Source organism: Ruegeria sp. H8, from assembly GCF_056532905.1.
Genome location: NZ_JBQFNY010000004.1, coordinates 1 through 19,680 on the forward strand (window position 1 = coordinate 1; position 19,680 = coordinate 19,680).

16 protein-coding genes and 2 pseudogenes are annotated in these 19,680 nt (G+C 57.3%); 5 read left to right on the forward strand and 13 right to left on the reverse strand.

Annotation, left to right across the window (positions count from 1 at the left end; genetic code table 11):
- Positions 1-247: 247 nt before the first annotated feature.
- Positions 248-627, reverse strand: a pseudogene (locus tag ACR0A2_RS11475) (hypothetical protein); the annotation flags it as partial.
- Positions 628-752: 125 nt separating this feature from the next.
- Between ACR0A2_RS11475 and ACR0A2_RS11480 the strand changes: the two are divergent.
- Positions 753-1,394: pseudogene (locus ACR0A2_RS11480) on the forward strand (IS6 family transposase).
- A gap of 97 nt (positions 1,395-1,491) precedes the next feature.
- Here ACR0A2_RS11480 and ACR0A2_RS11485 read toward each other — a convergent pair.
- The 11 genes from ACR0A2_RS11485 to ACR0A2_RS11535 all read right to left on the reverse strand — a co-directional run bounded on the left by ACR0A2_RS11485 (position 1,492) and on the right by ACR0A2_RS11535 (position 14,867).
- On the reverse strand, positions 1,492-2,955 hold the full coding sequence (locus ACR0A2_RS11485) for a M81 family metallopeptidase (protein WP_480835077.1): 1,464 nt from the start codon (positions 2,953-2,955) through the stop codon (positions 1,492-1,494).
- A 16-nt stretch (positions 2,956-2,971) separates the two neighbouring features.
- The gene (locus tag ACR0A2_RS11490; protein WP_480835078.1) at positions 2,972-3,826 is read right to left on the reverse strand and encodes an alpha/beta fold hydrolase; all 855 of its coding nucleotides are present in this window, start codon (positions 3,824-3,826) and stop codon (positions 2,972-2,974) included.
- 29 nt (positions 3,827-3,855) lie between these two features.
- Positions 3,856-5,874: a CocE/NonD family hydrolase gene (locus ACR0A2_RS11495; protein ID WP_480835079.1), complete on the reverse strand. Its 2,019-nt coding sequence runs from the start codon at positions 5,872-5,874 to the stop codon at positions 3,856-3,858.
- Positions 5,871-6,872 (reverse strand): ABC transporter ATP-binding protein, encoded by a 1,002-nt coding sequence (locus tag ACR0A2_RS11500; protein ID WP_480835080.1) that lies wholly within the window; start codon positions 6,870-6,872, stop codon positions 5,871-5,873. Before ACR0A2_RS11500 ends, ACR0A2_RS11495 begins: the two co-directional genes overlap by 4 nt.
- Positions 6,869-7,855, reverse strand: coding sequence for an ABC transporter ATP-binding protein (locus tag ACR0A2_RS11505; RefSeq protein WP_480835081.1), 987 nt, complete (start codon positions 7,853-7,855; stop codon positions 6,869-6,871). The genes ACR0A2_RS11500 and ACR0A2_RS11505 overlap by 4 nt, the downstream gene beginning before the upstream one ends.
- Entirely contained in the window at positions 7,855-8,733 is an 879-nt protein-coding gene (locus tag ACR0A2_RS11510) for an ABC transporter permease (protein ID WP_480835082.1), read from the reverse strand. Before ACR0A2_RS11510 ends, ACR0A2_RS11505 begins: the two co-directional genes overlap by 1 nt.
- The gene (locus ACR0A2_RS11515; protein ID WP_171118247.1) at positions 8,714-9,658 is read right to left on the reverse strand and encodes an ABC transporter permease; all 945 of its coding nucleotides are present in this window, start codon (positions 9,656-9,658) and stop codon (positions 8,714-8,716) included. The genes ACR0A2_RS11510 and ACR0A2_RS11515 overlap by 20 nt, the downstream gene beginning before the upstream one ends.
- A 56-nt stretch (positions 9,659-9,714) precedes the next feature.
- The gene (locus ACR0A2_RS11520; protein ID WP_480835083.1) at positions 9,715-11,274 is read right to left on the reverse strand and encodes an ABC transporter substrate-binding protein; all 1,560 of its coding nucleotides are present in this window, start codon (positions 11,272-11,274) and stop codon (positions 9,715-9,717) included.
- Positions 11,275-11,367: 93 nt separating this feature from the next.
- Positions 11,368-12,060, reverse strand: a complete 693-nt coding sequence (locus ACR0A2_RS11525; protein ID WP_480835084.1) for a helix-turn-helix domain-containing protein — start codon at positions 12,058-12,060, stop codon at positions 11,368-11,370.
- 108 nt (positions 12,061-12,168) lie between these two features.
- Complete coding sequence (locus ACR0A2_RS11530) at positions 12,169-14,208, reverse strand: oxidoreductase (RefSeq protein WP_480835085.1); 2,040 nt, start codon at positions 14,206-14,208, stop codon at positions 12,169-12,171.
- Positions 14,205-14,867, reverse strand: a complete 663-nt coding sequence (locus ACR0A2_RS11535; protein WP_480835086.1) for a helix-turn-helix domain-containing protein — start codon at positions 14,865-14,867, stop codon at positions 14,205-14,207. Before ACR0A2_RS11535 ends, ACR0A2_RS11530 begins: the two co-directional genes overlap by 4 nt.
- 166 nt (positions 14,868-15,033) lie before the next feature.
- Between ACR0A2_RS11535 and ACR0A2_RS11540 the strand changes: the two genes are divergently transcribed.
- Positions 15,034-16,998 (forward strand): CocE/NonD family hydrolase, encoded by a 1,965-nt coding sequence (locus ACR0A2_RS11540; RefSeq protein WP_480835087.1) that lies wholly within the window; start codon positions 15,034-15,036, stop codon positions 16,996-16,998.
- A 288-nt stretch (positions 16,999-17,286) separates the two neighbouring features.
- Here ACR0A2_RS11540 and ACR0A2_RS11545 read toward each other — a convergent pair whose 3' ends face one another.
- Positions 17,287-18,345 carry a LysR family transcriptional regulator gene (locus tag ACR0A2_RS11545; protein ID WP_480446202.1) on the reverse strand — a complete coding sequence of 353 codons (1,059 nt, stop codon included), beginning with the start codon at positions 18,343-18,345 and terminating at the stop codon, positions 17,287-17,289.
- Between ACR0A2_RS11545 and ACR0A2_RS11550 the strand changes: the two genes are divergently transcribed.
- The 3 genes from ACR0A2_RS11550 to ACR0A2_RS11560 are packed head-to-tail and all read left to right on the forward strand — an operon-like array spanning position 18,331 to position 19,615.
- Entirely contained in the window at positions 18,331-18,840 is a 510-nt protein-coding gene (locus ACR0A2_RS11550) for a hypothetical protein (RefSeq protein ID WP_480835088.1), read from the forward strand. The genes ACR0A2_RS11545 and ACR0A2_RS11550 overlap by 15 nt on opposite strands.
- Complete coding sequence (locus ACR0A2_RS11555) at positions 18,798-19,496, forward strand: aminotransferase class III-fold pyridoxal phosphate-dependent enzyme (protein WP_480835089.1); 699 nt, start codon at positions 18,798-18,800, stop codon at positions 19,494-19,496. Before ACR0A2_RS11550 ends, ACR0A2_RS11555 begins: the two co-directional genes overlap by 43 nt.
- A complete protein-coding gene (locus ACR0A2_RS11560; RefSeq protein ID WP_480835090.1) occupies positions 19,484-19,615 on the forward strand; it encodes a hypothetical protein in 132 nt (43 codons plus the stop codon). The genes ACR0A2_RS11555 and ACR0A2_RS11560 overlap by 13 nt, the downstream gene beginning before the upstream one ends.
- Positions 19,616-19,680: the final 65 nt, after the last annotated feature.

Below are 19,680 nucleotides of genomic sequence, written 5' to 3' on the forward strand. Positions count from 1 at the left end.
ATCCGTCCGTTTCAGCAGTTTATCCAGCTTGCGGGATAAACGGCTCACCAGTTTCGTCTATACAACTCTCAAAGAAATTTGCGACAGAACCCATTCTTCCCTATGTTTGACATGCTTTCGACCCACCACCTGACCGCGATGTTACGGTGGCGGTTTAACCGTGAGTGAGTGTTTTCAGTACCTTCTGCACTCGGGGGCTGTTTCCCCGAGTGGCATTCAACCGACCGTGAGTGTGGTTTCATGGAGTTCAATAGTTACTCTGGCCAGGCCAGTTGTGCGTCTTGTACACAGTTCGCAATTGGCCTGTGATCGATCTCAGACAACCGGACCCTCTCAAGTCGCGGCATGAACACGGATGTGACGACCGCCGATCAATCTCGTGATGCTTATAGAGATCACAAATGGTTCCCGTCTGGCCAAAACGCTCGACACCGAGCCAGATCGTATGGTCTCCCGCCACACCCCCAGTCATGCGAGGGAGGCCGGGTACCCATCAATGGCAGTGACGATCTTGCAGTGCGACGGTAATTCGCCCAACAGGGTTTCGTTGTGTGACTGGGCAAGAGAATTTCCTCGCGAACGGGCCAGCCGTGCGGCAGTCCAATCAGCATTAAGCCGTTCAGCTGACGCCGGTTTTATCGCAAGCTCTGTCTCCACCTGTCAGCTTAAACGAAGTTCTGTTAACGCTGGCTAGAATATGACGGGAGCCAATCGCGACGATCTCTTTCTAGGGCGCATTTCCGAAGAACGTCATCTTGCACGCGGTTTTCTTCTACCTTCGATACAGCGTGTCGTGCCGTGACCTGGAAGAAACCATGGCGGAACGCGGCGTTAATCTGGATCATGCAACACTGAGCCGTTGGGTCACAAAATACGCCAGTGCAATTGCCGATGTCGCGTGCAGGCGAAAGGGGCCGTGCGACTGTTCCAGGAGAATGGAAGAGACTTGCATCAAGGTAAAAGGAGCGTAGGTCTGTCACTATCGCGCTGTCGACAGGAACGGAAAGACACTTGATTTCATGCTTTCGCAGCGTCGCAACAAACCCGCCGCCGCCACATTTTTCGTGTAGCTGCTGGAGGTCAACGACCACCCGAGAAAGATTGTCATCGACAAAAACGGAGCTAACACGGCTGGCATCAAATCCATAAACAAGATGCTGAAAGGCTTTGGCTGCCCGATACCAATCGAGATGGTCAGACGGAAGTATCTAAATAACATCTTGGAACAGGACCATAGCTGCATCAAGAGACGAACACCGCCTATGTTGGGGTTCAAGGCCTTCGCTTCAGCGGCGGCTACATTGGACGGGATCGAAGTGGCGCATATGATCCGCAAAGGCCAACTCACGCCTGGGGTTTGCCCGTTTCGCCAGTTGGCAGAACTAGCGGCATGAGCCGCGAGTTCGGTGTCAACTCTTCGGTCAATAAGAAACTTTGCAACAGATCCGTTTCGTACTGTTGCGGATACGACGCTGAGGCGCTTTGACACCCTTATATTATGCGCACGCCCGGTCGCAGTTTGGTATACCTGACATCCTTGAGCTGACACGGAAACTGCCCCCGTACGGCACATTTCAAGACTTTTTGCGCGATGGGTTCAAAGTCGGCGCGGAAGTGGGTTGTGCTTTTGACACATAGTATCCGAGCGTCTGCCGGTTCCAAGTTGAACAAACGTATTTGCGCCAGATCCAGACACTGATTTCGAATGCTGGTGACAAGGACATGGATTTGCGTTCCAATCAGCTGTAAGGCGGCCGAAGGACCCATCGTAGCAACGCCGCCGCCATACATTTCGCCCGAATAACGACATCGGCCATCGCTTAAGTGATGCACGCGCACCTTTGAAGCGAAAGGAGCGTCGCCGGGACCTCGACCACCAATCTCGGCCTCGAGTTCCGCGCCTTCGCCCATTTCGTGGGCCTTGGCCGCCAGTTGCGGGTCGTTCAGCAACCCGAGAATGGCCGAGGGGGCGTTTTGTTGCATCAACTCACGTAGCAATCCTGTCGTATCGGCCGACGCTCCAGCCCCCGGATTGTCCTGCACATCAGCGATTACTACAGGCCCTTTGCCATTTGCATGCCGTGCAGTTTCAACAGCATCTTTCGGACAAAGCAGAGACGTATCGAACTGCGTTTCCGCCGCTTGCAGCTTTGCGAATATCTGCGCGGCCATTGCATCGGCATCGGATTGTGACTCGCCGTAAGCCAGGACAGATGGTCCACAATCGGCCGTATCCGCTGCAGTAAACCCAACGGCGAGTTCAACCAGGCGCGCGTTTGGCCCGTCGAAGACATCCAACGCGGCGTACAGCGTTTTGGCGGGGGCGACTTCAGTATACTGGCTGTGCAGCGGGATCAGATACTCCCCTTGACGCCACGCTTTTGCGGGCGGGCCATTTGTGCAGATGTCGCGCATCATTCGAAAGGCCCGCGCGCCTGTTTCTGCCATGTCGAGATGCGGATAGGTGCGGAAAATGGTCATCGCGTCCGACAGATCCACCATTTGCCTCGAGATATTGGCATGCATATCGAGGCTTGCAACAAGCGGCAGGTCTGGACCGATGACCTGTCTGATCCGCGACAACAGCTCTCCCTCCCCATCATCCAAAGACTCTGTGACCATGGCCCCATGCAGGTCCAGGTAGACTCCATCAAGCTGCGCCATGTTCGCAAGCGTATTGGTGATATGTCCGGCAATGGTATCAAAGGCGTGATCCGTAACCTTGCCACACGGTTCAGCAGCGCACCACAGGATAGGTTGTAATTCGACCCCATCCTCCAAGGCAGTTTTTGCGAAACCGGCTATGGGCAGGTTCATACCTTGGGTTATGTTCAGCACGTCTTGGCCCCAAAGCAATTCCGGCCAGCTATCTGCCTGCTCAAAATCGCTCAGCTGCGTTGGAGTGGCGACGAAGGTATTGGTTTCATGTTGAAATCCTGCGATAGCAATTCTCATCTGACCCTTCAGCCGCTTATTGCTGCACCAATTCGGCGGTCAAAATCTCACGCAGTTTTGCCGCCACGATTTCTGGTTTGTGGCGGGTCATCGAAACATGACCCAGGCCAGGAATTTCATGGAACACTCCGTTCGGCGCAAGATCAGAAACCACCTTGCACATGACCGGAGCGGTTTGAACATCCTCGGAAAAGGCGATGACATGCATCAGGACCGGGCAGGTTTTCAACCCTTCACGACAGTCGAATTTCAGACAGGCTTCCCACTGATCAATTGTTGCCTGCGGGTCGCGATTCCGAAAACGCTCGGTGTAAGAAGCTTTGAGCTGCTCCCAAAGCTCAGGCTCGTGCAGCGCTTTGGCCGGAAAGGCGTAAACGGCATAGTGCGGGGCCAGGAAATAATCAGGCAGAGTGATGCCGTCCTTGCGCAGGTCGATCTCGGCCTGCATCCAGTCGCGAGTGAACCCGTCGATATAGGCCGAGGTGCCCATCGGAATTGCCAGTCGCACCTTTTCTGGGAAGTCGATTGCGGTTTGCTGCGTGACCAGCCCGCCCAGTGACAACCCGCAGACAACGGCCTGACCACCAGCGAATGCATCAATCACCGCAGCGCAATCGCTCGCGTAATCCTGCATCGACCAGGGCGGAGGGGGCGATTGCGTGTCACCCGCGCCGCGTGGATCATAAGTGATGCATTTAAAGTGATCTGACAGGCACGAGAATTGTTCGGAATAAGCCTCAGCCGTCTGATCTCCGCCGGGGACGAACACGACCGGAGGCCCTTCGCCTTCAACGACGACTCGCATGGTGAGGCTGCCCATGATCAATTGATGTGTTTCTGATTTTGGACCAAATTCGGGGAAGACTGACATTGGAAGGCTCCTGTGGCCGCAAGGATGCGCTACATTCCGTTGCGGGGAATGATGTGCGTCTTTTCTTCTTCGAAAATGAGTTCATCACCTGACCAGGCTTTTAGGCGTGAGGTCAGGTGAAACTCGGTTGCCGTTGCCCGTTGCTCGGAATAGGTCCAGATTTTCGCGGACCAGTCGTCCCGATCGAAACCGGCCGTTTGCTCCATTGTGGCGACGGCAGACAAGGGATCGCCGGGGTGGATCGTGTAGCGCCGGTCGGACACATCGCTGAGCACCGTTCCGATGTCGTCAAGACGGAAATCGCCGACCGGACCAAACACACCGCCATCCAGAAAGAATCGGTGGGTCACTTCGCCATTGGTCAGATCAGTGTGGACCGAGCGTTCCATTGAGCCATTGCGAACATGGGTTTTTCGCGGGGCCGCGTTTGGGGGCTCCGGTTCCGGCAGCGGACGCGGCTCGGCGCTGCCGTCAGGCTGGACTCTGATCGGCAGGGTCAGCCGGGACATGCCGGACTTGATCATGAGTGTCACCGGCTGCGGCGCAGGCCACAGAACAGGCCAATAGGCTGAGGCGATTTGCAATGTGATGCGGTGGCCTTTGGGAACATGATAGCCGGTTCCGTACAAGGGAACCGTAACGGTCATGTCTTCGCCGGGCGTGATCGGCGTAGGTTGGGTGTCGCTGTCGCGGTGGTTGAGATTGCAAAATCCCCGCGCGATCAGCGTTTGCGCGCCGTCCGGGGCCTCATCCACCAGCAGCACGGCGACATAGGCTTGCGTCTGATCCGCCGACACCGTCAGGTCAACGCTGGGCTGACCCAATAAGTCCAGCGGTTCGGTCAGGGGTGACCCCTTGAACTGTAGTGCCCCCCCAGCGTCGATCCGGCAATCCGCTGCCATATCGCCGGGAATGGCGAAAGAGCACATATCGCCCGCAGCGGCACCGAAGCTCTGTGGCGAGCAGATGGACATCGCAGTCCCTGACTGTGCCGTTTCGCCCAGAGTTTGGTCATTCAGCCAGAACGTTTGCTCGGCGATATTGGGCGACGGCCAAGACGGTTCTTCCACCCAGCGCCCCGTGCGTTGCAGATGGGTCCCCGAAGGCGCCGCGCTGTCCTGCAAGAAAAACCGCAATGGGGGTTCATCCATTAACCCCGTGTCGATCCCTTTCAGCCAATGATCCCAGAAACGGATTAACTCGCCGACAAAATCGGCCTTGGGGCCGGGCACCCCTTCATGTGGGTAAAGATGCGCCCAAGGTCCCATCAGGATTTTGACTGGTCCGCCGAGGTGTTCTGCAATGCGGAAGGGCGTGTCCCGATACAAATCCATCCAGCCGCCAAAGAAGTAGACCGGTACCTGTAGGTCAGAGTAATTCTCGCAGATCGAACCACGTCGCCACATTTCGTCGTGGGTTTGGTGTTCCAGCCACATGGCGGGCCAGAATTCAGCGCCTTCCAAACGTTCGCGCCACATGTCGAGCCAGCGATCAGCTCCGACAATTTCGGGGTCCGGCGGCATAGCGTTGTAGAGCTGCATGATTGAGCCCCACCAGAAATTGTCATTGGCCAAACAGCCGCCGTAGAAGTGAATATCCTCGCGCCATCGGTCATCCGTGCCCATCACCGGAGCGATTGCCTTAAGGGCCGGGGGCCGGGTCGCCGCAACTTGGAACGCGTTATACGCCCCCCAACTTTTGCCGAACATGCCGACATTTCCGTCGCACCAGTCCTGATCTTCTATCCATTGGACAATGTCATGGCCGTCCTGGATTTCCTGGTGGGAATACTCATCCTCGGACACGCCTTCACTGTCGCCATACCCTCTTATGTCGACGCGGATTGAGGCGTACCCGGCGGCTGCGAAATGCGGGTGCATGCTTTCATCGCGCATACGCGTGCGATCCCGACGCCGGTAGGGGATATATTCAAGGATACAGGGCATCGGTGAAGTTCTGGCTGTTTCGGGCAGCCAGAGCCGGGCAGCAAGCTTGGTTCCGTCAGGCATTGGAATCCAAACGGTTTCAATGACCTCGATATCGTTCATGACGCTGCCTTTTCTGCTAGTTCCGGCGGGCGGGCGCCGGGTTCCAACGGGAAATGACAGGCGACAGCGCGCCCGTTTGCAACCTGCCGCTCCGGCGCATCCACACTGCAACGCGATTGCGCCCATGGGCAGCGGGTGTGGAACTCGCATCCCGATGGGCGGGCCAGCAACGAGGGGACTTCGGCCGGCAGCGTGATCCGGTCATGGGTCTTATCGGGGTCGGGCTCGGGGTTGGCCGACAAAAGCGCCGCCGTATAGGGATGCTGAGGTGCGCTGAACACCTCTTCGGTATCTCCGGCCTCGACGAAGCGGCCCAGATACATCACCGCAGTCCTGTCCGCCACGTGATGCACCACATGCAGGTTGTGCGTGATGATCACCATCGCAAGACCCAGCCGTTCGCGCAGGTCGTTCAGCAGGTTCAAAACTTCACCTTGGACTGATACGTCCAGACCAGCCGTAGGTTCGTCCGCGATGATCAGCGCCGGGTCCAACGCAATGGCTCGCGCCACACCGACCCGTCGGGCCTGTCCACCCGACAACTGATGCGGAAACCGCGAGGCGAAACTTGTCGGTAAACCCACCAAGGTAAGAAGTCGCGCGGCTTCTTCGCGCAAGTTGCGGCCTTCGATCCCGTGGATGCGGAACGGTTCGGTCACCAGATCGCCGACTGTCATGCGCGGAGACAAGGACCCCACGGGATCCTGAAACATCATCGACATGCGTTTGCGAACAGGCTTCATTGCCTTTCGGTCCAGCTCGTCTATCCGCTGGTCTTCAAAAGTGATGGTTCCGGCGCTGATCTCCTGCAAGCCGTTCACGGCCCGCGCAAGCGTCGTTTTGCCAGAGCCACTTTCGCCTACAAGGGCAAAGGTTTCACCCCGGTTGACCTCAAAGCTAACCCCGGCCACGCCAAGGATTGCGCTTTTGCGCCCCAGCCCCCCAACCGGAAACGAGACCTGAACATCTTCGACCTTGAGAATGGGATCGCTGCTCATGCCGTCACTCCGGTTTCTGCTGGGATGTCTGCGACAAAGCAGCGGGCGATATGGCCGTCTCCGATGTCCTTGTCGGGTGGCGGAGCAGAACAGGCGTCGCTCACGCGGTCGCAGCGGTTGGCAAAGATACAGCCTGCGGGCCGCGCACGCAGATCAGGGATTTCTCCGGGGATCGTCGGTAGGTGCCGGGTGCGTTCGCTTTGCCGCGCCGGGTCGCATTCCAGCAGCCGCGCTGTGTAGGGGTGGCGTGGATCCTGGAATATCTGACGGACGGTACCGCGCTCGACCACTTCCCCGGCGTACATCACCACGACATCGTCGCAAAGCTCGGCGATGACACCCAGATGGTGCGAGATGAACATGACTGAACAGCCGATCTTTTGCTGAAGGTCCTTGAGAAGTTCGATTGTCGTAACCTCAAGCGTCGCATCCAGCGCCGTTGTTGGTTCGTCTGCGATCAGCAGAGCGGGCTCCATCATCAAGGCCATGGCGATGGCGATGCGTTGCTTCATCCCTCCCGAGAACTGGTGCGGATACCGCGCCAGCGCCGCACGGGCATCGGGGATGCGCACCAATTCCAGCATCTCGACCGCGCGGCTTAGCTTTTCGTCCTTGGAAAGGGGCGAGCGATACTGAATGTTCAGCATCTGTTTGCCGACCGAGATTACAGGGTTCAGCGCGCCCATCGGGTCCTGAAACACGGTTGCGATGCGCGGGCCACGCAGGTCCCGCATGCGCGACGGGGGCAGGGTGGTCAGCTCATCCTGTCCTTCAAACAGGATCGATCCGCTGTCGATGCTGCCATTGTCGGCCAGCAATCCAAGAATGGCGTTGATCAGGGTGGATTTCCCGCAGCCAGATTCGCCCACGATACCGACAATCCGGTTTTCGGGCACATCGAAGCTGACGTTTTTCAGCGCGTGCAGCGGCCCGGCCTCGGTCGAGAAGCTGACGTTCAGATTTTCTATGCGCAGCGTGGTCATCAGCGTCCTTTCAGCCGGGGATCGAAAACGTCCCGCAGCGTCTCGCCCAAAAAGGTAAAGCCCAGCGTTGTGATGATGATCGGCACGCCGCCAGCAATCGCGATCCAGGCAGTATCGCGGATATTGGTGAAACCGTCATTCAGGATCGAGCCCCAGCTTGGGGTCGGGGGGCGCACTCCGAGGCCCAGAAAACTCATCCCTGCTTCGATGCCGATGACGACTGGGATGTCCATCGATGCGAGGATAACCAGCGGACCGATGACGTTCGGCAGAATGTGCACCCGCAAGATACGCGCCGAAGAAGCGCCCATGCTTTGCGCCGCCGTGACATATTCTGACGTCTTCAACGCAATAGTCTGAGTGCGAATGATCCGCGCGTAACCCGGCACGGTGACCAGAACAACGACGACCATAACGGCGGTCAGCGACGGCCCCATGAGCGTGACCAGCGCAAGGGCCAGCATGACGGTCGGAAAGCTTTTCATTGCGTCGAACAAAAGGATCATCAGATTGTCCAGCCAACGCGGCCCATAGCCCGCGATCAAGCCCAGAACGATGCCTATCACCAGCGACACAGCAGTCGAGACCAAAGCCACAAAAAGCGCAATCCGTCCACCATGCAGCACCCGGGCAAACAGATCCCGGCCCAGCTGATCGGTGCCCATCAGATGCTGCGCGCTTGGGCCTTGGAACCGGTCACGCGGGTTGATTTTCGTCGGGTCCCAGCTGGTGAGAAAATCGGCAAACACGGCGCCAAAGATGACAAACAGCACAAGGAATAGTCCCAGCGCGCCCAGCGGTTCACGCAGGATTTTGCGGATCGGGCGCCACAGCTCGGCCATGCGCCCGGGGGCGGGGTTAAAAACTGCTTCTGACACGGGGATCCAAAGCTCCGATGATGAGGTCTGCCAACAGATTGAGCAGAACGAACAGGACTGTCGTGATCAGAACGGTTCCTGTCACAATGGGGAAGTTGCGGGTCAGGATGGCGTCATAGACCAGCTTGCCAACGCCGGGGCGGGCAAAGACGATCTCGGCAAAGACAGCCGAGGACAACATCTGACCGATGCCCACGCCCAGCAACGTGACCGTGGGCAGGATCGCAATCGACAGGGCATAGCGGTAGGTGATCGTTCGATCCGGCAGGCCAAAGGCGCGGGCGGTGCGGATATGGCTGGCCTCAAGCACTTCGAGCATAGAGGCGCGCACCATTCGGGCGATATAGCCGACCCAGCCCAGACCAACCGCCAGCGAAGGCAGGACCAGGTGCGTGAGTTGATCGCCGAGATTGCCGGGTTCGCCTGCGCCAATGGCAGGCAGCCAGCGCAATTCAACGGCAAAGATCAGCAGCGCATAGATCGCGATCACGAACGAGGGCACGGCAATCACTGCAACGGACAGGATGCCAACGATCCGGTCGGCCCAGCTGCCGCGGCTGACCGCCGCCCAGCAACCCAGCGGAATACCAAGCGCAACCGACCACGTGATACCGCCGACGATCAAGGCCAGCGTATAGGGCAGTTGTTCGAACACGACCGTAGTGACGGGACGACCCGATAGAACCTCATCCCCTAAATCACCTGTCCAGGCTCCGATGTAAAAGTTCCAGAACTGAACCAGAACCGGCTGGTTCAGCCCCATTTTTTCGCGCAGGGCGGCGCGCATTTCCTCGGTTGCCCGAGGCCCCAGCGCAACCGAGGCCGGGTCGCCGGGGATCAGGTAGATCATACAAAACAGCAGGAACATGGCGACCGAAACGATCGCGGCAGCCAGCCCAAGCCGTTTGAAAAAATAGCTCAGCATACGCGCCCCCCAAAAGGCCGTGCGGGCGGCGGCCATACGCCGCCCGTTTGCGTGGATCAGGCGGGTTTGAACAGCGGCAGCAGCGGCTCGCCATTCGGTTTCAGGCCCGGATTGACCGTATCCTTGTGGATCAGGCCGACCACTTCGTGCGTCAGGAAGACATAGCAGCCACTTTCATCCATGAGACCTTGCATCTTCTTGTAGATCTCATCGCGCTTGGCCGGATCGCTTTCGACCAGACCTTCTTCGTGCAGCGCCTTGTATTCCGCGTTGTTGAACCGTTCCCAGTTCCAGACGCCAACCTGTTCCGGCGTGAACCAGACCGTCGCCCAGCTTGGGTCAGGGTTCATCGAAAACCGGCTGAGCACCAACTGAAGATCCATGAAATAGTCGCCGTCCTTGGAGCCAAGCGTCCAGAACGTCCCACTGTCATTTTGCTTGATCTCGCAGGTGATCCCCACATCGGCCAGATTGGCCTGTATGACCTGAGCCGCCGTCAGGCGTTCGGACTGGTTCAGGATGTCGAGCGTGACGGTCATGCCTTCCGCACCCGCTTCGGCCAGCAGTTCGCGCGCTTTATCGGGGTCGTAGTCGTATGTCACGCTATCCCGGCTGCCCGGCAGGCCAGGGGCGATGATACCGTTACCCACGGCCGCTGCGCCGAAATAGGCCGCGTCAACCACTGTCTGCCGGTCAATCGCGTGCTGAATGGCACGGCGGATGCGAACGTCTTTCAGTGCTTCGTTGTCCTGGTTCATGCCCAGCCAGACATAGGCCAGCGAGGGTTTTTCCTCGACAACCGATCCCGCCGGCGGGTTTTCCTTAAGCCGCGGCAGAGAGGATACCGAAGTCCAGGTGTAGTCCAGATCACCAGCTTCAAAACCCAGCTCGGCTGTCGAGGGGTCCTCAATGGGTAGGATGTGGATTTCCTCATACCCGCCAGGTTCATAAGCCCAATCCGGGTTGCGCTTCAGAACGGTTTTCTGCTTGGGAACCCATTCAGTCAGAATGTACTGGCCAGATTGCGCCACAGGCTCTGACCCGATCTTTCCACCGATTTCTTCGACCGCTTTGCGCGAAACGATACAGGAGGCGGGGGTCGGCAGCGTGGTTGTCCACAGCGGCACGAATTTGTTTTTCAGATGAATCAAGCCCGAAAGGGTGTCTTTTACTTCGACCTCTTTCAGCGCGCTCCAGTCACCCGCATAGGGGCTTTCATTCGCTGGGTCAGCGATACGCTCGATCGAGAACTTCACGTCATCGGCGGTCATCTGACCGAAGCCGTCTGTGAAACCGATATTGTCGCGCAGTTTGAAGGCGATAGTCAGGTCGTCCAGCTGTTCGATGCTTTCAACAGCAACGGGGCGCCAGTTCCACTCATCGCCCTGTTGGTTCGAGACCAGCGGGGCATAGATCGACCGCATGATGTCGGCCTCGGGCAGAGCCAGCCAGAAGGCCGGGTCCAGCACTTGCAAATCGCTATAGGATCGGATGGTCAGAACTGAGCCATCGGCACTAACTGCCATATGGGGAAATGCGAGGCTGGCCGCGCCCAATGCACCGGCACCGGCCAGAACGGAGCGTCGGGAAACGTCCCCTTTGAAAATCGAACTCATTTGCTTACTCCCTGTTTGTCTTCGTATCCGGGCGTCTGTCCGGTTTGGTTGCTTGCGGGCAGGCGTGCCCGCGACTTCAGGTGCCAGCAGGCGTTATCCGTTCTTTTTCTTGTGTGACTGTGGCAGTTGCTCATCAGCGCCGAGCGCTGAGAATCTTGGAATGATCACGGGTGAGTTCACCCAGATCATGCGCGCAGGTTGATTGGATACGTTGCGCAGGACGTGAAGAATGTCTCCGGGAAAGCTGAAACTGTCACCGGTGCGCAAGGTTACGGTTTCGTTCTCGAGCACCAGTTCCAGCTCACCGTCCAGAATGACCCCGTGCATCTCGCCATCGCGCGAGAAATATTGGTCTACCACCTGTTCGGAATAGGGGCGGTAGTCCGAGACGCCCATACAAAACCCACCGCCGATGGAGCTGGACAGTAACTGATCGGCATAACCGGATTGCTCGGCCGGTTCGTCATACAGCATGTTCAGGTTTCGTCGGTTGGACTGGCGCACGACATAGGCGCGCTCCAACGGGCCAGAGCCGGGGCGGTGGTTGAAAAACCATTCCTCAGGAACGCCAAGAGCATCGGCAATGCGCGAGATCTTGTTGAGAGACGCGCTGACGGTTCCGCGCTCGATCGCGCTGAGATGGCTGATCGAAACACCGCTGCTGGTCGCAAGCTCGGCCAGGGTCATCTGGCGCGCTTTGCGCAGCTGGCGCACCTCGGCACCGAAGGCTGCAAGGCCCTCTTCGCTGGCGGTGCGGGTTTGTTTTTTCGATTTGCCCTGGCTCACGAATCCTCCCTACGCTCGCTAGATATGTCGGAAATCCTACGTTTGCTTTTCTTCTTCGCAAGAAAAATTATTCAAAATTCCTTTATTGGCGCTGCCTCCCTGCGCTTGCTACCATTGGATGCCCATACGCAGGGCGTCGTAGATTGCTGCGTGAATGTTGCGAGCCGATACGGCGTCACCGATGCGATACAGGTCAAATCTGGCGCTGGGATTGGGTTGCGGAAACAGGTCGCCTGTGCCGGAGACAAGCGCACCCTGATTCACTGCTCCGCGATTGTGCGACAAAGGTTTAAGATCAAAATAGAGATCGTCCAGAGGCTGCGTGCCTTGATTGACAACGACCTGATCATATTCCCTTTTTTCGACCAGATCAGAATAGTCGGTGCCAATATGGGCTTGCAGCTGATTGCCTGATTTTTCGATCGCTTGCAGGGTTCGGGTGACAGTGAACACGGCTCCGGTTTTCTGCAGGGACCGCATATAGGGCACCAGATTCATTGCCATCACTTCAGGTGCGAAACTGCGATCCCGGGTCATGATTTCGACCCTTGCGCCGGTGGCTGCGATGACCTCGGCGGCCATCAGGGCCGGGTGATCTCCTGCATCGTCATAGATCAGCACGTTTTCGCCCGGCTGCACGTCGCCGGATAGGATATCCCAGGCGGATACCGCCAGCTCATTGCCCGAATCGAGGATCGTTGTATTCGGCAGGCCCCCGGTCGCAATTACGACGATATCCGGTGACAGCGCGGTCACGTCACTGGCTTCGGCATATGTGTTGAACTGAAACTGAACGTCCCGCGCAGCACATTGCGCCATGCGCCAATCGATGATCCCGATCATCTCGGCCCGGCGCTTGGATTGTGCTGTAAGGCGCACCTGCCCACCAGGTTCGGGGGCGGCTTCCAGAACGGTGACATCGTGCCCGCGTTCTGCGGCGACCCGCGCGGCCTCCAACCCACCGGGGCCTGCGCCCACGATGACTGCCCGGCGGCGCGTGTCCGCCGCAGGTATTACATGCGGCATGGTCAGTTCACGCCCGGTGGCAGGGTTGTGGATGCACAGCGCTTCGCCCGCTTGATAAATTCGATCCAAACAATAGGTCGCGCCGACGCAGGGCCGGATGTCATCTTCCTGTCCGGCTTGAACCTTGGAAACGATCATCGGGTCGGCCATGTGCGCGCGGGTCATCCCCACCATATCCAAAAGCCCCGAGGACACCGCATGTCTAGCCGTCGCCACGTCAGGGATGCGCGAAGCATGGAAGGTCGGCATGCCCGTTTCGGCCCGCACCCGCCCGGCGAAATCCAGATGCGGCGCGCTTTTCATGCCCTGCACAGGGATCACGTCCGTCATGGCAGGGTCGGTGTGAATACGCCCGCGAATGACGTTCAGGAAATCCAACTGACCGCTGTCGCGCAGCCTGCGCGCGATCTCGAGCCCTTCTTCCTCGGTGATGCCGCCCTTTTCAACCTCATCGGCAGTATAGCGAACGCCGACAATGAACTCTGATCCTACACGGTCGCGGATCGCATCCAGTACCATGAAGCCAAAGCGCAGTCGGTTGTCGAGATCACCTCCGAACGGTGCGTCCATCGTGTTGGTCAGCGGCGACCAGAACTGGTCCAGCAGATGCCCGTAGGCCTGCAACTCGATCCCGTCCAATCCGGCGGCCTGCATGCGTTCGGCCGCATCGGCATAGTCGGTCACGATCCGCTCGATGTCGAAGTCTTCCATCTTCTTCGGAAAGGCCCGATGCGCGGGTTCCCGGTAGTGCGATGGAGAAACTGACGGTAACCAGTCACCTTTGTTCCAACCGGTACGCCGACCCAGGTGGGTCAGCTGGATCATCACGGCGCAGCCATGGGCGTGGCAGGCATCCGTCAATTCACCCATCCAGCGCACGACCTCATCTTTGTAGGCGAGGATATTGTTGAACACCGGGGGGCTGTCACGGCTGACGGTGGCAGAGCCAGCGGTCATCGTCATCGCAACGCCGGCTTTCGCTCGCATTTCGTGATAGGCGCGATAGCGTTCCTTGGGCATTCCGTCTTCGGGATAGGCGGGTTCATGACTGGTGGTCATGATCCTGTTTTTCAGGGTCAGGTGCTTCAGTTGATAGGGTTGCAACAGGGCGTCGCTGCTCATGAGGACGTTTCCCGGTTAGAAGGCTGCGTTGCGACGACATCCTTGGGAATGACGACAGGTGAGACGGCCCAGATCAACCGACAGACCTGATCGGTGCGGTTGCGGGCATGGTGCGGGATGCGTGCGTCAAAGCTGTAGCTGTCCCCGGCGCGCAGGGTGATGAACTCATCCCCGATCTGCATCTCCAGCTCGCCTTCCAAAACCAGCCCGTGCTCTTCGCCTTCGTGTTTTTGCAAAGGGTCGTCTGGGCGTTCTGAATGTGGTGCGTAGACCGCCAAGCCCATATAGAATTGTCCTCCGATCGAGCTGGACAGCAGATGATCGGTATACCCCAGCTCTGCCACGTCCTGACCGTACAGGGTATTCAGGGCTCGACGGTTCTGGGCGCGCACAACAAAAGCCTGTTCCATTGGACCCGCCCCAGCGCGGCGGGCAAAGAACCAATCTGGCGTGACGCTGAGTGCGCTGGCGATAGTTTGCAATACGTCAACAGAAGGCTTGGATACCCCGCGCTCAATCGCCGACACGTGACTGAGCGAGATGCCTGCTTCTTCGCTCAGTTGCTTCAGCGTAAGCTGACGGGCTTTGCGTAACTGCCGAACCTCGCTGCCCAGCGAAGAAATAGCGGATGGCAAGGCGACAACTTTGTCTGATGACATGCGGGGCTCCGAAAAATGAGTGGAGTGGCTAAACTCTACCCAAATTGAAAGCAGACTAGAATTTTAAAGTCAAATTCTATTTTTGGACGAATAGCACGAAACTATTGCATGTTCGATCTGGATTTGCAGAAGTGAGGCAGACATGGATTCCACGCGGCGGATCAAAATGACCGATCAAACCGATCATCCCTTCAAAGTGTCAGAGACAGACCATCTATGGATCGAAATGCCTGATGGCGTACGTTTGGCAGGCCGTCTGTGGCGCCCGGTAACACAGATGCCTGTTCCTGCCATTTTGGAATACATCCCGTACCGCAAAACCGACATGGTGCGCGCGCGAGATGAAAGGAACCACCCCTACTTTGCAGCCCACGGCTACGCCTGCATTCGGGTTGACATGCGGGGCTCGGGCGACAGTGAAGGGCACATGCCGGATATGTATGCGCAGGCTGAACTGGACGATGCGCGACAAGTGATCAAGTGGCTGGCTGCGCAACCCTGGTGCAATGGCCGTGTGGGAATGTTCGGCACGTCCTGGGGCGGTACGGCATCGTTGCAGGCCAGTGTGAATGCGCCCGATGCGCTGAAGGCGGCGATCGCCGTTTGCGCAACCCATGACCGTTTTGAGGATGACATCCACTATATGGGCGGTTGCGTTTTGTCGGATACATTCGAATGGGGTGCGACGCTTCCGGCTATTCTGGCCTCGCCTCCAACGGCAAATGTCGGGACAGATTGGAAAGCGTTGTGGAAAGAGAGAATTGAGAACCTTACGTTTCCATTGGAAAACTGGCTGCGCGAGGATGGTAGGGGGCGATACTGGCGACACGGTTCTGTCATTCATCAAGCAGATGCACTTTCTGTCCCGGTTCTGGCTATTGGAGGGTGGAGCGATCGCTATTCCAATTCGGTAATGTCTCTGGTTGATGCGCGACCCACCCGGGTTTGGGGGGTGGTCGGCCCTTGGGGTCACCACTATCCAGATCAAGGGTCGCCCGGACCCGCCGTCGGGTTTCAGAAACTGGCTCTGGATTGGTGGGATCACTGGCTGAAGTCAGACACGTCGCAAACGCCAAACTGGCCGCGGCTTCGGGTTTGGTTACGCGAATACGTTGATCCGAAGGATTTTTTATCCATGGCCGCAGGGAAATGGATAGAAAGTGGCCCAACGATCCAAGAAACAAAAGTTCAGGAAATTTCCCTGTCTTCACTAAAATCCAATACCAACCACGGGCGGTGGATCGTTCCAGCAGATCCGACGGTGGGGCAAAGCGCAGGGGATACAGGGTATTTTGGCCGAGCCGGCGGTCTACCCCTTGATCAAAACCTTGATGATTCCCGTTCTTTGGTTTTCGAAACAGCGCCTCTTACAGAGGATCTGATAATCTATGGGTCGGTCGTTTTGAGGTTACATGGAGAAACGAAAGACCAACCAAATCAGATTATCGCAAGACTCAGTGATGTAAATTCTGACGGCGTGTCGGCACGTATAACCTATGGCGTCAGGAATCTGTCTCTGGATGAGAACCTGGATCGCATTTCGCCCTCGGCAAAAACCGATGCATTTAATGCAGACATCCGTTTTCATTCAACCGCCTACCGCATCCGCAAAGGACATCGCATCCGACTAGCGTTCTCTTCGTCTTACTGGCCGCTCATTCACGCGGCGGCACCGAAAGGTGACTTGAGTCTGGATGATGGAGAATTTGTTCTTCCTTTGATGGCCAATAAGCCTTCCGACTTAAGCGAACCTCTTCCGCCTGCAGAAGATTTGCCAGAAGAGAAATCGCATTTCACTTCTGCTGCTGACAGGCTGACACGTTGGAATAAAACCCGTGACAACTGTATCGAGATGGGCTGGCGCCAACCACTGGTGAAGACTGCATTCCCTCAGATGGGTACTGTTTTTAGCTACGAAACAGATATGGTGCATAGATTGAAGACCTCGGATGTCGTCGAGCAAGAGACAAACGTTGATCACAAAATGATTTTTGAACGACCTGACGGAACCGCCAAGGTTTCAGTTACTTTGACTGCGTGTTCATCGCTCGGGCATACGACGGTGGATGCTGAACTGATTGTTACATGGAACAAAGAAATCTTCATGACACGGCACTGGCGTAAATCTTAATCAATGCAGCGCAAGTGGTTTCCTCCAAACAATGTTAGCAGTATCGCAGGTTTTCAATGTTTCGGCACTGGTTGCAATCAAGTAGAAACGTCGCTGGTTCTGCAAAGTGCAAATATCACCATAGTGCGCGGCGGCAGCAAAGCCTGATAGTGCAGAGGCTTCATAAACCGTAGCCCCAGCTGGCCTTGCGGTTGTTGATGCGCTTACGATCAGCCAATGAGATTCAACCGTCGTTGCGATGACCGTTTGGCTTGTAACTTGAACGTTGTTTGCTGGCACATCGTTTCTTCAGTGGCGCTTTGTCCTGTTCTTCTTCGATGAACTCCGGGACGGAACTGAGGCGCTTGTTCTCGGTGATTGCGGCATGGGTGACGCGCTGATCCTTGTCGAAGACACAGTAGGGGGGCGAGACGCCCTTCCAGCGATTTCCCAGTCCTTTAGCGCATGCGCGACGCGGAGCACCGGCCCATCTTCAGGTTCGTCTGTGCGGAACTTGCAACTCCAATTCATGAGCACCGGATCGGGGCCAAGCGGTATTGCCAGGATACGCTTGGACGCCACGTGTGGTGAGACGGCCCATTGCGCCAGAATGCTTGTACCTTGGTTTGCAGCAACCAATTCGACAATGGCTTCGGGCAACTCAACGGCTGCAGTCCAGTTGGGATAGCGACGTTCTGCTCGAAACAGTCTTGCAAATTCTTGATCAGGCTCGGGGATCTTGGTGAATGTGATAAACCGTTGCCCTTCGATATCACGCGCAGATACCGATGCAGCCCCGGCCAGCGGGTGTTCTGGCGCGCACACGAATACAAGAGGATCCTGAAAGAGATGCAACGACCGCGTCGCTGCATGGCTCGACTCTCCGGCGACGATGGCCAAGTCAATCTGACGGTCCAGAAGCGATGTGACCATGTCACGACGGTAACCAGCCATTATTTGAATATCGATCGCCGGGTGTTTAGCGCGAAACATTTGCAGAAACGCGGGGAACCAGTGATAGGCGCTGTAGTTTTCCACCGCGATGCGCACGACGTGATCAATGCCCGCATTCATCCGACGCACTTCATCTTCGATCACATACATCTCGCTCAGAAACTTGTCGCTGAATCGGGCAAGATACTCGGCGGCAGCCGTCATGCGCAAACGCTTGTGCATGCGTTCAAACAGGGGCACACCCAGCCTGCGTTCTGCTTCGCGGATTCTGTGGGACAGCGCTGACGGTGTCAGGCCCAACTCATCGGCCGCGTCAACGACGCGACCGGTTTTCCCAATGGCGCGGATCATCTGCAGGTGGCGGATGTCTAGTCGCGGATTTTCCATACTGATCTCTGCATGAAAGTTGTTCATGAAAACCTACGATTAACGCGAGTGTTGCTCAATATTTTTTCGCCAAGAATACGCCCGGCACAGATGGTCAAGATCCATATGGACAAGCTCGCAGACGTCGATTCACCCCGCGCTTGGGACCGTCAGTTCCATGTGCATGGACAGACGAACGCCCGCCTGCACCAGCGAGATGGCCCCAACGCGATGGTGACGCGCGGCCAAGGGGTCCAGATTGAAACGGATGATGGGCAAAGCATCATAGACGGCTTTTTCGGGTTGGGATGCGTGTCATTGGGTAATCATGACGACCGGCTGGCGCGGGCGGCCATGGATCAGATTCAGGAACTGCCTTTCGCGCCGACATTTTACGGGAGGTCCCATCCAAGAGCCGCGGATTTGGCGCGCGCACTAACGTCGAAAGCAGCGGTGCTCTGTCCGGCCAGCCTCACATTCATGCGGGCTTTGGTCTGCCGATGCATGATTTTCTCAAGCTGTCGACGTCGAACTACTATTTAAATGCCGAGGCCGGTGAAACCGAGGAGGAGTTCTCTGCCCGAATGGCGGCTGAGTTCGAAGCCACCGTACTGGAGGCGGGATCTGACACAATCGTCGCCTTCTTTGCTGAGCCGATGCAATCCGGCGGCGGCGCGATCCGCCCGCCAAAGGGAAATTGGCAGGCGATGCAGACCGTGATCCGGAAGTATGACATTCATTTCCATGTGGACGAGACCGTTTGCGGCTTTGGCCGCACCGGGCATTACTGGGGCGTAGAGGCCTTCGATCTAACCCCTGATAGCACCACCTGCGCCAAGGCGCTGACCGCTGCGTTTTTCCCGATATCGGCGATCATGTTCCGGCAGGATTTCTTTGACGATCTGATGCTGAGCTCAGACGCATCCAGCGTGTTGGGCCACGAGTTCACCTATGTTGGTCACCTTGTCGGTGCCGCCGTCGCGTCGGAGGCGCTGAAAATCTATGGCGACATAGATCTGATCGGTCATGTGCGCGGGATCGGTCTGTTTTGCGGTATTCAACTGGTGCAGGGCAAAGGGACGCGTGCGCTGTGGGATCCGGCGCTGAAGGTGGGGACGATGGTGCAGGATCGCGCCCACACGCGGGGCTGTACTTGCGGTCCGTCCCGCCCGATCGGATTAGTTTTATGCCGCCGTTGATTATCAACGAAGATAAGATCGACGAGGCAACTGCGATCCTGAAAGCCGCCTTGGACAGTGTCTGGGCCGAGGTGAAAGGGCGCGCCTGGGGCTCATCCAGAACGCGGCCATCACGGTAGGAAATCAGCGATTTCATCGCATCGGCCCAATTGAGTTTCAGACAAAAGAAAAAGGTGCCTATTCA

Bases quoted from the DNA above. Each gene is read 5' to 3' on its own strand.
- ACR0A2_RS11555 (WP_480835089.1), top strand. From the start codon at position 18,798: ATGCATGATTTTCTCAAGCTGTCGACGTCGAACTACTATTTAAATGCC.
- ACR0A2_RS11535 (WP_480835086.1), bottom strand. From the start codon at position 14,867: ATGTCATCAGACAAAGTTGTCGCCTTGCCATCCGCTATTTCTTCGCTG.
- ACR0A2_RS11490 (WP_480835078.1), bottom strand. From the start codon at position 3,826: ATGTCAGTCTTCCCCGAATTTGGTCCAAAATCAGAAACACATCAATTG.
- ACR0A2_RS11495 (WP_480835079.1), bottom strand. From the start codon at position 5,874: ATGAACGATATCGAGGTCATTGAAACCGTTTGGATTCCAATGCCTGAC.
- ACR0A2_RS11545 (WP_480446202.1), bottom strand. From the start codon at position 18,345: ATGAACAACTTTCATGCAGAGATCAGTATGGAAAATCCGCGACTAGAC.
- ACR0A2_RS11520 (WP_480835083.1), bottom strand. From the start codon at position 11,274: ATGAGTTCGATTTTCAAAGGGGACGTTTCCCGACGCTCCGTTCTGGCC.
- ACR0A2_RS11530 (WP_480835085.1), bottom strand. From the start codon at position 14,208: ATGAGCAGCGACGCCCTGTTGCAACCCTATCAACTGAAGCACCTGACC.
- ACR0A2_RS11505 (WP_480835081.1), bottom strand. From the start codon at position 7,855: ATGACCACGCTGCGCATAGAAAATCTGAACGTCAGCTTCTCGACCGAG.
- ACR0A2_RS11560 (WP_480835090.1), top strand. From the start codon at position 19,484: ATGCCGCCGTTGATTATCAACGAAGATAAGATCGACGAGGCAACTGCG.
- ACR0A2_RS11500 (WP_480835080.1), bottom strand. From the start codon at position 6,872: ATGAGCAGCGATCCCATTCTCAAGGTCGAAGATGTTCAGGTCTCGTTT.
- ACR0A2_RS11485 (WP_480835077.1), bottom strand. From the start codon at position 2,955: ATGAGAATTGCTATCGCAGGATTTCAACATGAAACCAATACCTTCGTC.
- ACR0A2_RS11540 (WP_480835087.1), top strand. From the start codon at position 15,034: ATGACCGATCAAACCGATCATCCCTTCAAAGTGTCAGAGACAGACCAT.
- ACR0A2_RS11515 (WP_171118247.1), bottom strand. From the start codon at position 9,658: ATGCTGAGCTATTTTTTCAAACGGCTTGGGCTGGCTGCCGCGATCGTT.
- ACR0A2_RS11550 (WP_480835088.1), top strand. From the start codon at position 18,331: ATGAAAGTTGTTCATGAAAACCTACGATTAACGCGAGTGTTGCTCAAT.